Genomic DNA, 15,047 nt, shown 5'->3' with positions numbered 1-15,047 from the left:
TTAGCTACCTGCTCCACTCGAAATGGGCTTTAAGGGGTTAATCACCTTCACGTTTGCCGCATCCCGCCAATAAGACATAAAACCAGCAAATTCAGATTGAGCAGCCAAGGCTTGAATCTGCTGTGCTTGAGCTTTATGCACCTTCGCATCCGTACCAGAGGGCTGACGCACTTGATCTACACGATAAATTGTTACTCCAACCCCAGGATTATTTACTGAAATAACTGCAGGGAATTTAGAGGGGTTGATAGACATCACATCATCTAACGCGGGACCGACAAGATTTGCTGGTTTATTGCGTGAGACCCAAAACGGGCCTCCAAAACCGCTATTGTTTTTTGGATCCTTCTCTAGCGAGGCGAATCTTTCAGCAGCGGCCGCCACGGCTAATTTTTCTGCAGCGCGTTGACTGACTTGTCGCTTGACCTCGGCAGATACCTCCTTATAAGGAAGGACTTGGGCAGGATGAAATGTAATAACACGTGCGGACACAAATACGCCTGGCGAAGTCTGCACCGCCTCAATATTGCGTCGATTTTTCACTGCGTCATCTCCAAACAGAGACTGGATAACTTTAGGATTAGCCAAGGGGTGATCACGTGAAACTCCAGGGGGCCCCGAACGGGTCATTCCTTTTTGCGTTTGCACCGACAGTCTTAGTTTGTCAGCTGCCGGCTTGAGGCTGTCAGACTGATCATAGGTTAGGTTAGCAAATTGATCTGCTTTTTCACTAAAAACTTTTGCATCTTCTTTGGGATCAGCTTTGAGGACGATGTATTCAACATCCACATAGTCTGGGCTTTCAAATAATTTTGCATTGGCCTTATAAAATGTCTCAAGCTCATCCTGGCTTGGGTTAACTTTTCCTAAGTAATCTTTTGCGCTAAATGACAACGCCTGAATCTGCCTCTCTGTTTCATAAAGAGTTGACACAATTTCTGAAATCTTCGGGGAGCCAATTTCAGTTCTCGCTACTGAATTAATTAATTGAGTAATTTTCAGGTCAAATGCTTGGCTTGCATAAAACTGCTCTTCGTTTAAGCCATTATTAGCCAGCAATTGCTTGAAGCGTGCATCATCAAAACTGCCATCTTGGCGATATAAAGCACGAATTTGTGGGATATTTTGCAGGCTCTTAATCAATGCCTCCTTGCCGACCTGCAAACGAAGATCAACTACAGCAAATCCCAGAATTCGCTGCTGGAGTAATTCATTCAGAATGGCTTGTCTAAATTGGAGGGTTTGAGCAATTTGGGAATTACCACCAACACGCTCAGCTTGGCGTTTTGCCGTGTTATCTACTTCCTGCGCAGTAATGGGCTTGCCATTCACTTTTACCAGATCAGTTTCTTTATCTAAAAATCCCGAGTAACTAGAGATCCCAAAAAGTACAAAAGAAGGAACGATAAACAACATCAACACTAGTTGGAGTATTTTTTGATGCTTACGAATCGTGTCAAACATAACTGGTTTTGCAGCCTATGAAAGTATTAACGCTTAATAGTGAATGGGCACAAAGAGTTTACAGCGTTTGGATCAATGTCAGACAGACCTGATGGAATGAGGATGTAAATATTTGGTGGGCGCTGAGAGGCTCGAACTCCCGACATTCTGCGTGTAAGGCAGACGCTCTACCAACTGAGCTAAGCGCCCCAAAATATTACAGACTGGAATTGTAACCCAAATGGAGTATTTGGTTAAAAAACACCAAAACCACCCCAATAATTCAAGTAGTTTTAGTGAGTTTTAGCGATACCAAGGCGCTCTAAATTAGTGCTTTAGAACATCTCCAGACGAGACGCTTTCCTTCGCCTTGCTGGCTTCAGCCGCCTTTTTAGCTAACTCCTCAGGGGTTGGCTCAGGCAGTGTAGTTGGTAAACGCTCAAGAGCAAGCTCAAGTACTTTATCAATCCAGCGCACAGGAATGATCTCGATTGCATTTTTCACGTTGTCAGGGATATCAATCAAATCCTTAACATTCTCCTCCGGAATTAATGCCAACTTAATTCCGCCACGATGAGCAGCTAACAACTTCTCTTTCAGTCCGCCGATAGGAAGCACTTCACCGCGCAAGGTAATTTCACCGGTCATTGCCACATCAGATCGAATCGGAATACCGGTAAATACTGATACCAAAGCGGTAGTAATCGCTATGCCAGCAGATGGTCCATCCTTAGGCGTTGCTCCATCTGGAAAGTGAATGTGAATGTCCTTCTTCTCAAATGCCTCATCTGGAATACCAAGACGCGTTGCTCTAGAGCGCACAACTGTGCGCGCCGCTTCAACAGATTCTTTCATGACATCGCCGATAGAACCAGTACGAGTGATCACCCCCTTGCCTGGCATCGTTGCTGCCTCAATCGTCAAAAGATCACCGCCAACTTCAGTCCAAGCTAAACCAGTGACTTGACCGACCTGATTTTCTTTTCCGGCAAGACCAAAATCAAACATTCTCACCGAGAGGAATTTCTCCAAATTATCAGCATTCACAACAACTGGGGCTGCCTCTTTCTTCAATAGTAAGAGCTTCACAACCTTACGGCAGATCTTGCTAATTTCTCTCTCTAAAGAACGAACACCTGCTTCACGAGTGTAATAACGAATGATGTTACGTACGGCACTTTCTTCAATCTTCAGCTCATCCTTCTTCAGGCCATTATTTTTGATTTGTTTAGGAATCAAATAATTGACAGCAATACTCGTTTTCTCATCTTCCGTATAGCCTGCTAGACGGATGATTTCGAGACGATCCAGTAATGGTCCGGGGATATTCAATGAATTTGATGTTGCAACGAACATCACATCCGATAAATCGAAGTCCACCTCTACATAGTGATCTTGGAATGTATGATTTTGCTCAGGGTCCAAAACCTCCAGCAGTGCGCTTGCTGGATCACCACGAAAATCCATCCCCATCTTATCCACTTCGTCGAGCAAAAATAAAGGATTGCGCACGCCAACCTTTGTAAGACTTGTCAAAATCTTGCCCGGCATGGAGCCAATATAGGTGCGGCGATGACCCCGAATTTCAGATTCATCACGCACGCCACCCAATGCCATGCGCACAAATTTACGGTTCGTTGCACGGGCGATCGATTGACCTAACGAGGTTTTACCCACTCCAGGAGGCCCTACAAGGCACAAAATGGGAGCCTTTACTCGATCTACTCGCTGTTGAACTGCGAGATATTCCAAGATACGCTCTTTAACCTTATCCAAGCCATAGTGGTCTTCATCCAATACCTTCTCGGCATTGGAGAGATCATTATTAATTTTGGTTTTTTTCTTCCAAGGAAGATTCACTAAGGTGTCTATGAAATTACGAATGACAGTGGCTTCAGCTGACATTGGCGACATCAGCTTGAGCTTCTTCAATTCAGACTCGGCTTTCTTTAGAACCTCTTTGGGCATGCGAGCGGCTTTTATACGCTTCTCAAGCTCTTCGAGGTCTGCGCCCTCCTCGCCTTCACCCAATTCCTTTTGAATAGCTTTTACCTGCTCATTCAAGTAGTACTCACGTTGACTCTTCTCCATCTGGCGCTTCACACGACCACGGATACGCTTCTCTACCTGAAGAATGTCAATTTCACTCTCGAGATCTGCCAAAAGGCTTTCTAACCGTTGGACAACATCAGTCATCTCTAACAAACGTTGCTTTTGTTCAAGCTTTACAGGTAGATGGGCGCAAATGGTATCCGCCAATCGGCTTGGGTCATCAATACCGCCTAGAGAAGACAGAATTTCTTGAGGGACTTTTTTATTGAGTTTTACATATTGATCAAATTGAGCCATGATGGCACGACGTAATGCTTCCGTTTCGTGTGCATCAATCGCATCTAAAGCCGTGGGCGTAGCTTCACAATTGAAGTACCCTAAACTATCTTCAATTTGACTTACTTCAGCACGTTGCACACCTTCCACTAATACTTTGACGGTGCCATCTGGCAGCTTAAGCATTTGCAGAATATTGGCAATGCACCCTACTTCATAAAGATCTTCGATACCTGGCTCATCCTTAGCAGCGGTCTTTTGGGCAACCAACAATACATTTTTGCCAGTCTCCATTGCTGCTTCGAGAGCTTTAATCGATTTAGGGCGACCCACAAACAAAGGGATCACCATATGAGGAAAAACAACCACATCCCTTAATGGCAATAAGGGCAGTTGAATCGGCTCAGAGGGTAGTAATAAGTGGCCAGGCATTAGGCAATTCCTCCAAAATAATCAATCCTCAAATAACAAGTACTAGTAATCCAATAACGTATAACCACTAAATACAGACATTATTGGTAAATAGCATACTACCTATATGGGTAGCAGTTTGAGAAATTCAAGAGAAAAAATGACAAAAAAGGGGTAAAAATGCCCCAAAAATAGCGAAAACCCTAGGAATTTAAGCTTTTTTGCTCAAATCCGACTGTTCAAGTTCTTGCTTGTATACCAGCAAAGGTTTTCCGCCATCGGCAATAGTGGACTCATCTATCACAACCTTTTGCACATTTTTCAGCGATGGAAGGTCATACATGACATCCATGAGAGAGCCCTCAAGAATTGAGCGAAGTCCCCTAGCACCAGTTTTGCGTGCAATCGCTTTTTTGGCGATAGCTGAAAGTGCTTCACGACGTACTTCTAGCTCCGATCCCTCCATGGCCAGGAGAGCCTGGTACTGCTTAACAAGCGCATTCTTTGGCTCGGTCAAAATCTGAATGAGGGCTTCCTCGTCGAGCTGAGCCAAAGTTGCCACCACAGGTAAGCGGCCAATTAACTCAGGAATGAGGCCAAACTTAATGAGATCTTCAGGCTCGACTTCAATCAATAAATCACTCACGCCACGATCATCTTTTCCTGGTACGGATGCATTAAATCCAATACCGGTCTTTGCGGTACGTTGCTGAATTACTTTTTCAAGACCATCAAAAGCACCGCCGCAAATAAATAAAATATTAGTGGTGTCTACTTGTAAGAAATCTTGATTGGGATGCTTGCGCCCGCCCTGTGGGGGCACAGATGCCATCGTGCCTTCAACCAACTTCAATAAAGCCTGCTGAACGCCCTCACCAGAGACATCACGTGTGATTGATGGATTGTCAGACTTACGCGAAATTTTGTCTATCTCATCTATATACACAATGCCACGTTGCGCTTTTTCTACGTTGTAGTCGCAGGCTTGTAAAAGCTTTTGAATAATATTCTCAACATCCTCACCAACATAACCAGCTTCAGTCAAGGTGGTTGCATCAGCCATTACAAATGGCACATCCAACATACGAGCCAGTGTTTGTGCAAGTAAAGTTTTTCCAGACCCTGTTGGGCCGATGAGCAAAATATTGCTCTTAGCAAGCTCAACTCCATCAACGATGGCTTTGGCTGGTGCCTTTGAATCCTTTTTATCTTGAGATTCAATAGCCTTACCATCCTTATCTAACTTCTCTTTTTTAGGCTTAGGTAGGTACTGCAAGCGCTTGTAATGGTTGTAGACGGCAACTGCCAAGGTCTTTTTGGCTTGATCTTGTCCGATAACATACTGATCTAAATTCTCACGAATTTGATGTGGGGTGGGAAGCGCATCATCACCCTCAACCTTGGGTAACTTGGCAATTTCTTCTTGAATGATATCGGTACATAGATCGATACATTCATCACAAATGAAAACTGAAGGGCCGGCAATAAGCTTCTTCACTTCATGCTGGCTCTTACCGCAAAACGAGCAATACAAAACTTTATCGCTAGATGTATTGGAGTTATCGCTCAATCTTTTTGCCTAATTAAATGGTGTGCTGGTTTATGGACGCTTTTCGATGACTTTATCAATCAATCCGTATTCGCGCGCCTGTTCGGCCGACATGAAGTTATCACGATCAGTATCTTTGGCTATCGTTTCAATTGATTGACCAGAGCGGTCAGATAGGATCTTATTCAAACGTTCACGCAAATACAAAATCTCACGGGCCTGAATTTCAATATCTGATGCCTGGCCACGAGCGCCACCCAGCGGTTGATGGATCATGACGCGAGAGTTTGGCAATGCATATCTCTTTCCTTTTTCGCCAGCACATAACAAGAAGGCGCCCATCGAGGCTGCCATTCCCATGCACAAGGTGCTGACATGGGGCTTAATGAACTGCATAGTGTCGTAAATAGCTAAACCCGCAGATACAGAGCCACCTGGAGAATTGATATACAAAGAAATATCTTTGTCTGGATTTTCACTCTCGAGAAAAAGAAGTTGCGCAATGACTAAGTTAGCAGTTTGATCGTTTACTTCGCCAACCAAAAAAACGACGCGCTCTCGCAGGAGACGCGAGTAAATATCATATGCCCGCTCACCCCGTCCAGAGGTCTCGATGACCATCGGAACCAAGCCCAACCCCTTCGGCTCTAAATCGTTAGATAGAAATTGGTTTTGGTTCATAGTGGCATTCCCTTATTCAATGAATGGACTTAGTTTAGCTTGCTTAACTCTTCAAAGGAAATAGACTTGTCATTTACCTTCGCCAAAGAGGTGAAATGCTTAATAACATTATCTTCAAGCACCAAGTTTTCAATATCCTTTAGACGGCTTGGGTTGCTGTAAAACCAACGAACAACCTCTTTAGGATCTTCGTAGGTTGCAGCCTGCTCATCGATTTCAGCTTTGATTTGGTCTGCTGTAGCCGCTAAATTATTGAGCTTAACCAAATCACCCAAAATCAAACCGAGACGAACACGCTTTAGCGCTTGCTCAGCAAAAATTTCAGCTGGAATTGGCGCATCTTTAGCATTGGGCACACCGCGTTGCATCAAGTCTTGGCGAGCGCCTTCAACTAATCGCTCTTGCTCTGCCGCTACCAATGATTTAGGCACGTCGAGCTCACAAAGATCATTGAGTTTATCCATTACCTCGCCCTTAAGCAAAGAGGTAATACGACGTTTTACTTCACGCTCTAGATTTTGCTTTACTTCCTCGCGCATTTTTGCAACGCCACCTTCAGTGACGCCCAATGAAAGTGCGAACGCATCATCTACAGCTGGCATATGTGGCCAGTTAACCGCTTTTACAGTAATTGTGAACTCTGCAGTCTTACCTGCGACGTCCTTACCGTGATAATCCGCTGGGAAGCTTAAGGGGAATGACTTGCTTTCGCCCGCCTTCAACCCCAAAGTAGCAGCCTCAAATTCTGGCAGCATACGACCTTCGCCAAGAACGTATTCAAAGTTCTCCGCTTTACCACCGGCAAATTCAACGCCATCAATCTTGCCAACAAAATCAATCACCACTTGATCGCCATTTTGGGCCGCAGTGTTAGATCCGCCATCTCCATGAGGACCCGCCTCGCCGCGAGGATGGTAATGAACTTGCTGTTTGCGTAATACATCTAGTGCGCGATCAATTTCAGCATCACCAATTTCTGTGACATATTTAGTCACTTCAGCTTTACTAAAGTCACCAATCTTTACATCCGGCAGAACTTCAAAGAATGCATCAAAAACCACTTTGTCAGCATTCAATTCGCTCTTGGGTTCAAGGCGTGGTTGACCTGCTAATTTGATGCCTTCTTTTTGACTAGCTTCAAAAAAGAGTTCAGAAGCTTTATCAAATTGCAATTCAAAATCAACTTGCATGCCATATTGTTTTTCAACAATATTTTTAGGCACTTTACCTGGACGAAAGCCGGCCATTTTCATGGTCTTGCCAACTTTAGCTAAACGAGCTTCACGCGCTTTTGCCAAATCGGCACGAGCGAATTCCAAAGTCATTTTGCGATCTAACGAACCTAAATTTTCTATCTGCACAGCCATTCTCGTCTCTTAATTGAAGATCTGGAAATGTGAAGTCCAAGCCAAGTAGCAATCTTGTGGTGCGAGGAGGGGGACTCGAACCCCCACACCATTTCTGGCGTCAGGACCTAAACCTGGTGCGTCTACCAATTTCGCCATCCTCGCGATATCCGCAAACACTGCCAAGCTTAAACTTCACTCTAAAGACCAACATTCTACAATGCCTGGGCTGTTGAAGGACCAATCAAGCCTTATAAAGCAGAGCAACCGCGTGCACGGCGATGCCCTCTCCCCGGCCAAGATGGCCCAATGATTCATTGGTTTTAGCCTTCAGATTCACATGGCTAGGGGTGACAGCCAAATCTGCAGCAATATTTCGGACCATTTCAGGCAAAAAATCCGCTAATTTAGGCTTCTGACAGATGATGGTCGCATCGACGTTGCCCACATGGTATCCGGCAGCCTGAACCTTTTGCAATGCACTTCTTAGCAATATTCGGCTATCCATGTCCTTAAATTGAGCATCCGTATCAGGAAATAGTTGACCGATATCGTTCAGTCCGGCAGCCCCTAACAACGCATCAGTTAAGGCATGCAGCAATGCATCTGCATCAGAGTGTCCCAGTAGGCCCTTCTCATAAGGTACAAGCACGCCACCTAAAATTAATTTTCGATTGGCAACTAAAGCATGTACGTCATAACCTTGGCCAATTCGAAACTGCGGAATATGGAGATTGGATTGCGTCATAGTATCTTTGTTTGTACCTTACTTTGAGATGTTTGCGCTAAGAAGAAGTTGCATTAGCTCCCAATCAGCCGGATGAGTAACTTTAAAGTTACGAGTAGCCCCCTCAATTAATAAAGGTTTGATACCCATCAATTCCATTGCGCTTGCCTCATCAGTGACATCGGATTCAAGACGGATGGCATTTTCCAAAGCATCATATAAATTCTTGAGAGAAAACATTTGAGGGGTTTGAGCCTGCCAGAGATGATCGCGGGGAATAGTCTTTTCAATATGAGGCAAGTTGCCAGCAACTACTGCATCCAAGTCGGCTTGCTTCAAAGTATCTGCTAGAGGAATTGCAAGTAGTCCGCCAGATGTACCAGTTCGAACTGCGGCTATTAACTTTTCGATTAATGCAACAGTAATACCCGGCCTTGCGGCATCATGCACTAGCACCCAATCATTCTCAGCAATACCAGACCGTAATAAAGCACCAAGGGTATTGCGCACCGTCTCTTGCCTAGTTGATCCACCTGTTGGCAAAAAATGGATGGGCTTATTACCTCTAACCAAAGATTTCAAAATGGGGTGATCAATAAATCCTGGTGCTACACCAACCCAAATGGATTCGATATGAGAACAATCTAAAAACGCTTCGAGCGCATAAGACAACATCGGCTTACCAGCCATTGCTTGAAATTGCTTAGGCAATTCACCACCAAGGCGCGAGCCCGTGCCCGCCGTGGGCAGAACCACATGACATTGCGCGTTAGATAGTTTTTCAGAGGCCATGCCTGATTCTATAATGAGCCTAGATGTCTGATGCATTAAATCTAGCACCCCCTATGCCTGCACCGCGGGATGGGCAGCGCTTTACCTTTTCAGGGCTAGTGGGATCAGCCGATGCTGCCATATTGGCTCAATCAGCTTTACGCTATCGCCAAGATTTTTCAGTAATGGTGGTGTTTTGTGCTCAAGCACAAGAGGCGCAGCGACTTGCAGAAGAGATACCTGCATTTGCCCCAAAACTTCAGGTTCGTTTACTTCCAGACTGGGAAATTCTCCCTTACGATCATTTTTCACCGCATCAAGACTTGGTTTCTGAGCGACTAGCTACTTTGTATGAATTACTCAATGGCAGCTGTGACATTGTTTTAGTTCCAGTGACAACCGCTCTGCAACGATTGGGTCCGCCTCAATTTTTATCTGGTCATACGTTTTTCTTTCGTCAAGGTGACAAGCTAAATGAGGCTGCATTAAAGCTTCAGTTACAACAAGCTGGCTACGATCCGGTAAGTGCTGTGATGCGTCCAGGTGAATACAGTATTCGCGGGGGCTTGATCGATCTATTTCCCATGGGATCAGGATTACCCTATCGTCTCGATTTATTTGGTGATGAGATTGAACAAATAAGGTCATTTGATCCAGATACACAGCGAAGCCTATATCCAGTCAAGGAAGTGCGCATATTACCTGGCCACGAGTTTCCTTTTGACGATGAGGCACGCACCGCATTTCGAGGCCGTTGGCGAGAGGTTTTTGAGGGAGACCCTACTCGATGCTCCATCTACAAAGATGCAAATCTCGGCATTCCGAGTGCAGGCATTGAATCCTATCTACCCCTATTTTTTGAGGAAAAATCTCATCTCTTCGACTATTTTCCAAGATCTGGTGAACCCGTATGGATAGTCAGTGTTGGCAATACTGAAGAGGCTATTAGAGGATTTTGGAAAGATACTCTTTCACGTTATGAATTTCTCAAGCACGATATTGATCGCCCCATCTTGGCACCTAAAGAGTTATTTCTAGATGTCGATGAATATTTCAGTTATTGCAAACCTCATGCTCGATTGGTGCTGGAATCTAAGGCAAACGATGCAATTGAGAAAAATTCTTTTCTGCCGGTTCCTGATGTAGCCATTCATCGTCGCGAAGCAGACCCCATTGCAAGACTTCGTAAAATCGTTGCGCAACAGAAGCTCAGGGTCCTGATATGCAGCGATAGTGCTGGCCGTAAAGAATCCATCCGTCAATTGCTTGATGAAAGCAATTTCGTTGCGGGAGAAGATGGCAAGAGTACCTTTCCACTCAAACCTGAAAGTTTTGATGGCATTGCTGACTTCGTTAAGAGCAATTCTTTATTTGGACTGGTTACCGCCCCACTACTCAACGGCTTTTTGTGGGAATCCGAAAATCTTCTAGTCCTTACAGAGGCAGAATTATTTACCTCAACGGCACGTCAGAGGCGTAAAGGCAAATCTTCTGAAAATACTGATCCCGACCTGCTTTTTAAAGATTTATCTGAACTCAAAATTGGTGATCCCGTTGTTCATGCGGAGCACGGCATAGGTCGCTATCAAGGGCTGGTGCTATTAAATCTAGCGCCCTCTAAAGAGGCCCCCATTTTTGAAGAATTTTTACACCTTCAATATGCAGGTCAGGCGACTTTATATGTACCCGTTCAACAACTGCAAATGGTTACTCGCTATGCAGGCTCGGACCCTGAATCAGCACCATTACATCAATTAGGCTCCGGACAATGGGATAAGGCAAAACGTAAAGCTGCCCAACAAATTCGGGATACGGCTGCTGAGTTATTGGGTCTTTATGCTGCTAGAGCCATTCGCAAAGGTCATGCATTTGAATTTTCAGCACATGACTATGCCGCATTTGCAGAAAGCTTTGGATTCGAGGAAACACCCGATCAAGCCAATGCTATTGCAGCTGTCATTGCTGATATGACAAGTGGAACACCTATGGATCGCTTGGTTTGCGGAGATGTTGGCTTTGGCAAGACAGAAGTTGCTTTGCGCGCAAGTTTTGTAGCCGTAATGGGTGGCAAACAAGTGGCTATTCTTGCGCCTACTACATTACTTGCTGAACAGCATGTTGCGACGTGGAAGGACCGTTTTGCAGATTGGCCAGTACGAATTGTTGAACTTTCACGCTTTAAGACCAGCAAGGAAATTAATGCTGCATTAGAAGCTATTGCCAAAGGCGAGGCAGACATCATCATTGGCACCCATAAGTTGCTATCTAAGGAGACTCAGTTTGCCAATCTTGGATTGGTGATTGTTGATGAAGAGCACCGTTTTGGAGTGCGACAAAAAGATGCGCTAAAAGCCCTGCGCGCTGAAGTGGACATCTTAACTTTGACAGCTACGCCTATCCCGAGAACACTTGGAATGGCTATGGAAGGATTGCGAGAGTTCTCGATTATCGCAACAGCACCACAAAAACGCCTTGCCATCAAAACCTTTGTTAGACGTGAGGGAGATAGCGTAATCAGAGAGGCCGTCCTGCGAGAAATCAAACGTGGTGGTCAGGTTTATTTTCTGCATAACGAAGTAGAGACTATTGAAAATCGCAAACGTGCGTTGCAGGAATTAATACCAGAGGCACGTATCAGCGTTGCACATGGTCAAATGCACGAACGTGAACTGGAATCGGTTATGCGCGAATTCGTGACTCAACGGACCAATATATTATTGTGCACAACAATTATTGAGACTGGTATTGACGTTCCAACCGCTAATACTATCATCATGCACCGAGCAGATAAATTTGGTTTAGCCCAATTACACCAGTTACGTGGCCGCGTAGGACGCTCTCATCATCAAGCCTATGCCTATCTCTTGGTGCCCGATCCTGAAACGCTCAGCAAGCAAGCGCAGTTACGCTTAAACGCAATTCAGGCCATGGAAGAACTTGGGTCTGGATTTTATCTTGCCATGCATGATTTAGAGATTCGTGGCGCAGGTGAAGTGCTAGGTGACAAGCAATCTGGTGAAATTCATGAAATCGGTTTTCAGCTATACACAGAAATGCTTAATCGCGCTGTAAAAGCACTTCGCAGTGGCAAGGAACCAGATCTTCTGACACCGTTACAAGCGACTACTGATGTCAATCTCGGTATTCCTGCACTTCTACCCAATGATTATTGCCCTGATGTACATGAACGCTTATCTCTCTACAAACGCTTTGCTGGTTGCAATGATTTTTCTGAGTTAATGGGATTGCGCGAAGAGCTAGTTGATCGCTTTGGAGATCTACCTGATCAAGCGAAATCTTTTTATGAAACACATCGCCTACGTCTAGAAATGACAGGCTTTGGTATTAAAAAGATTGATGCCAGCCCCGCGTCCATTCAAATTCAATTTATCCCGAACCCACCGATTGATCCATTGCGCATTATTCAACTCATCCAGTCGAGTAAACATATCCAACTCAATGGTCAAGATAAGTTAAAGGTCCTACCCCAAAAAGATCGTGAATTTGATAGGCTTGAACAGCGTTTAGAGGCCATTCGCCAAGTTCTGCGGCGACTTAATGAATCCGCAGTTCTGAGTACAACCAAGGCCAGCTAATGAATGCTTTATTTGTTTACACATACACTATTATTTAGACATGTCTACGCAATACCCATCAACGTTACCCGCAACTCTAGTCGCCCTATCACGCCAACCTATCTCAACTAAGTTGGTTTTTGATTTAAAGGATTGCGCCTCTCAATTCGGTGTGACATTACACAGCACTAGCGGACAAATTTCCAATGGCGCCTATCATCAAGAGCGCTGGCTAATTCCTCAGCCTCTTGATACTGAGCAACGCGAGTTATTGCGCTCAATAGCTAGCAACCATCAAACTGATCTCTGCTTTTTACGATCTGAAGTCATTCCAAGTGAGATACGTGTTTTAGCGATGGATATGGACTCTACCCTCATCAATATAGAGTGCATTGATGAGATTGCAGACTTTACCGGCAAAAAATCGGCCGTTGCAGAAATTACAGAAGCGACCATGCGTGGTGAGATAAAAGACTTTAAAGAAAGCTTGCGTAGACGAGTTGCCCTACTGGAGGGCATTCACGCAGACGCTCTTGAAGCTGTCTATCGCGAGAGACTACGCCCCAATCCTGGTGCAGTAGAACTTTTAGCGGGCGCTCATCAGCGGGGCCTTTATACCCTACTCGTTTCTGGCGGCTTTACTTTCTTTACAGAAAAATTACGTCAACAGCTAGGTTTCAAACAAACACAAGCTAACACTCTTGAGATTATTGACGGCAAGCTGACAGGTAAAGTGTTGGGCGATATTGTTGATGGCATTGCAAAAGCAGCCCATCTAGATCAAGCCTGCCTCGCTTTGGGTTGCTCTAAATCTCATTCAATGACTATGGGTGATGGCGCAAATGACCTGATCATGATGAATGGCTCTGGTATTAGCGTTGCTTACAAGGCCAAGCCTGTTGTCAAAGAAAAAGCCGACGCGGCTTTTGACCATGTCGGCTTAGATGCAGCTTTATTGCTCATCTCCTAAGCTTTTTACCTAAGAGGCGAGCACCACTTCAAAATGTTTTGCTTATAAGCGCTCGAAAATAGTAGCAATACCCTGGCCACCACCAATACACATTGTTACTAAAGCGTATTTACCTTGAACGCGTTGTAGCTCATGAATTGCTTTAGTCGCAATTGCAGCACCAGAGCAACCAATTGGGTGACCCAAAGCAATTGCACCACCATTCACGTTCGTTTTCGCAGGATCCAATCCAAGACCCTTCGTAACAGCTAGCGCTTGAGCTGCGAACGCCTCATTAGACTCAATCACATCGATCTGATCCAATTTAAGACCGGCGCGCTCGAGTGCAAGCTTAGTTGCAGGAATCGGACCTTCACCCATAATGTGGTTTGGAACACCGGCAACCGCATAGGACACCAATCGTGCAATAGGTTTATGGCCTGCTTTTTTAGCAGTTTCAGCATCAGCGAGAACAAAGAATGCGGCGCCATCATTAATGCCGGATGCATTACCTGCTGTTACAGACCCGCCTTCTTTCTTAAATACTGCCTTCATCTTGCCGAGCGTTTCCATCGTTGTATCTGGCTTGCAATGTTCATCGGTATCAAACACCACATCGCCTTTACGTGTCTTAATAGTGATAGGAACGATCTGAGATTTGAAGCGACCCTCTTTGATAGCATGCGCTGCACGACGGTGAGATTCCACCGCCAAAGCATCTTGTTCTTCGCGAGTTAATTTCCACTTCTCAACAAGATTTTCTGCAGTAACACCCATATGGCCGACGCCAAATGGGTCAGTCAATACAGCTACCATTAAATCAAGCATTTTGGTATCGCCCATACGAGCACCACTGCGCATTGCAGGTGAGCCATACATTCCACGAGACATTACTTCAACACCACCACCAATACCGTAGTCACAATCACCCAACATGATTTGTTGAGCGGTAGTCACAATCGCCTGCAAACCTGAGCTGCACAAACGATTGAGGGCCATAGCTACAGACTCCATAGGTAAACCAGCCTGGATAGCAGCAACACGAGCGACATACGCATAACGACTATCTGTTGGAATCGTGTTACCAACAGTCACGTAATTAATCAATGCAGGATCTACACCAGAGCGCGCAACCGCTTCTTTCATTACGATTCCGCCAAGCTCTGAAGGCTCAAAACTCGAAAGCGAACCATTAAAGCTGCCAATTGCGGAACGTACAGCACTTAAGACAACGACATCACGACTCATATCAATCCCCTTAGCTATG

General features: G+C 45.0%; 10 protein-coding genes and 2 tRNA genes. 2 read left to right on the top strand and 10 right to left on the bottom strand.

From position 1 onward, the window contains the following. The 9 genes from KIH43_RS06215 to ispD all read right to left on the bottom strand — a co-directional run bounded on the left by KIH43_RS06215 (position 1) and on the right by ispD (position 9,277). On the bottom strand, positions 1-1,464 hold the full coding sequence (locus KIH43_RS06215) for a peptidylprolyl isomerase (protein WP_297718863.1): 1,464 nt from the start codon (positions 1,462-1,464) through the stop codon (positions 1-3). Between the two features lie 113 nt (positions 1,465-1,577). Beyond that, a tRNA-Val gene (locus KIH43_RS06210) sits at positions 1,578-1,653 on the bottom strand. 117 nt (positions 1,654-1,770) lie between these two features. Further along, complete coding sequence (lon, locus tag KIH43_RS06205) at positions 1,771-4,203, bottom strand: endopeptidase La (protein WP_297718860.1); 2,433 nt, start codon at positions 4,201-4,203, stop codon at positions 1,771-1,773. Between the two features lie 190 nt (positions 4,204-4,393). Further along, positions 4,394-5,752, bottom strand: a complete 1,359-nt coding sequence (gene clpX, locus KIH43_RS06200) for an ATP-dependent Clp protease ATP-binding subunit ClpX (protein WP_296967559.1) — start codon at positions 5,750-5,752, stop codon at positions 4,394-4,396. 30 nt (positions 5,753-5,782) lie between these two features. Next, complete coding sequence (gene clpP, locus KIH43_RS06195; protein ID WP_296967557.1) at positions 5,783-6,412, bottom strand: ATP-dependent Clp endopeptidase proteolytic subunit ClpP; 630 nt, start codon at positions 6,410-6,412, stop codon at positions 5,783-5,785. Between the two features lie 29 nt (positions 6,413-6,441). Then, positions 6,442-7,779 (bottom strand): trigger factor, encoded by a 1,338-nt coding sequence (gene tig / locus KIH43_RS06190; RefSeq protein WP_297718857.1) that lies wholly within the window; start codon positions 7,777-7,779, stop codon positions 6,442-6,444. Between the two features lie 57 nt (positions 7,780-7,836). Further along, positions 7,837-7,923 (bottom strand) — tRNA-Leu (locus KIH43_RS06185). Between the two features lie 79 nt (positions 7,924-8,002). Beyond that, on the bottom strand, positions 8,003-8,506 hold the full coding sequence (gene ispF, locus KIH43_RS06180) for a 2-C-methyl-D-erythritol 2,4-cyclodiphosphate synthase (RefSeq protein WP_297718854.1): 504 nt from the start codon (positions 8,504-8,506) through the stop codon (positions 8,003-8,005). Between the two features lie 18 nt (positions 8,507-8,524). Then, positions 8,525-9,277 (bottom strand): 2-C-methyl-D-erythritol 4-phosphate cytidylyltransferase, encoded by a 753-nt coding sequence (ispD, locus tag KIH43_RS06175; protein WP_297718852.1) that lies wholly within the window; start codon positions 9,275-9,277, stop codon positions 8,525-8,527. Between the two features lie 23 nt (positions 9,278-9,300). Between ispD and mfd the strand changes: the two genes are divergently transcribed. Next, positions 9,301-12,852 carry a transcription-repair coupling factor gene (gene mfd / locus KIH43_RS06170; RefSeq protein ID WP_297718850.1) on the top strand — a complete coding sequence of 1,184 codons (3,552 nt, stop codon included), beginning with the start codon at positions 9,301-9,303 and terminating at the stop codon, positions 12,850-12,852. Positions 12,853-12,892: 40 nt separating this feature from the next. Continuing rightward, the gene (gene serB, locus KIH43_RS06165; RefSeq protein ID WP_297718846.1) at positions 12,893-13,801 is read left to right on the top strand and encodes a phosphoserine phosphatase SerB; all 909 of its coding nucleotides are present in this window, start codon (positions 12,893-12,895) and stop codon (positions 13,799-13,801) included. A 42-nt stretch (positions 13,802-13,843) separates the two neighbouring features. Here the strand turns inward: serB and KIH43_RS06160 are convergent, their stop codons facing one another. Then, on the bottom strand, positions 13,844-15,028 hold the full coding sequence (locus tag KIH43_RS06160) for an acetyl-CoA C-acyltransferase family protein (RefSeq protein WP_296967544.1): 1,185 nt from the start codon (positions 15,026-15,028) through the stop codon (positions 13,844-13,846). Between the last annotated feature and the right edge of the window lie 19 nt (positions 15,029-15,047).

This window comes from Polynucleobacter sp., from assembly GCF_018500155.2.
Classification (GTDB): Bacteria; Pseudomonadota; Gammaproteobacteria; order Burkholderiales; family Burkholderiaceae; genus Polynucleobacter.
The sequence above is the reverse complement of the archived record's forward strand: the minus strand, read 5'-3'. Positions and strand labels throughout refer to the sequence as shown.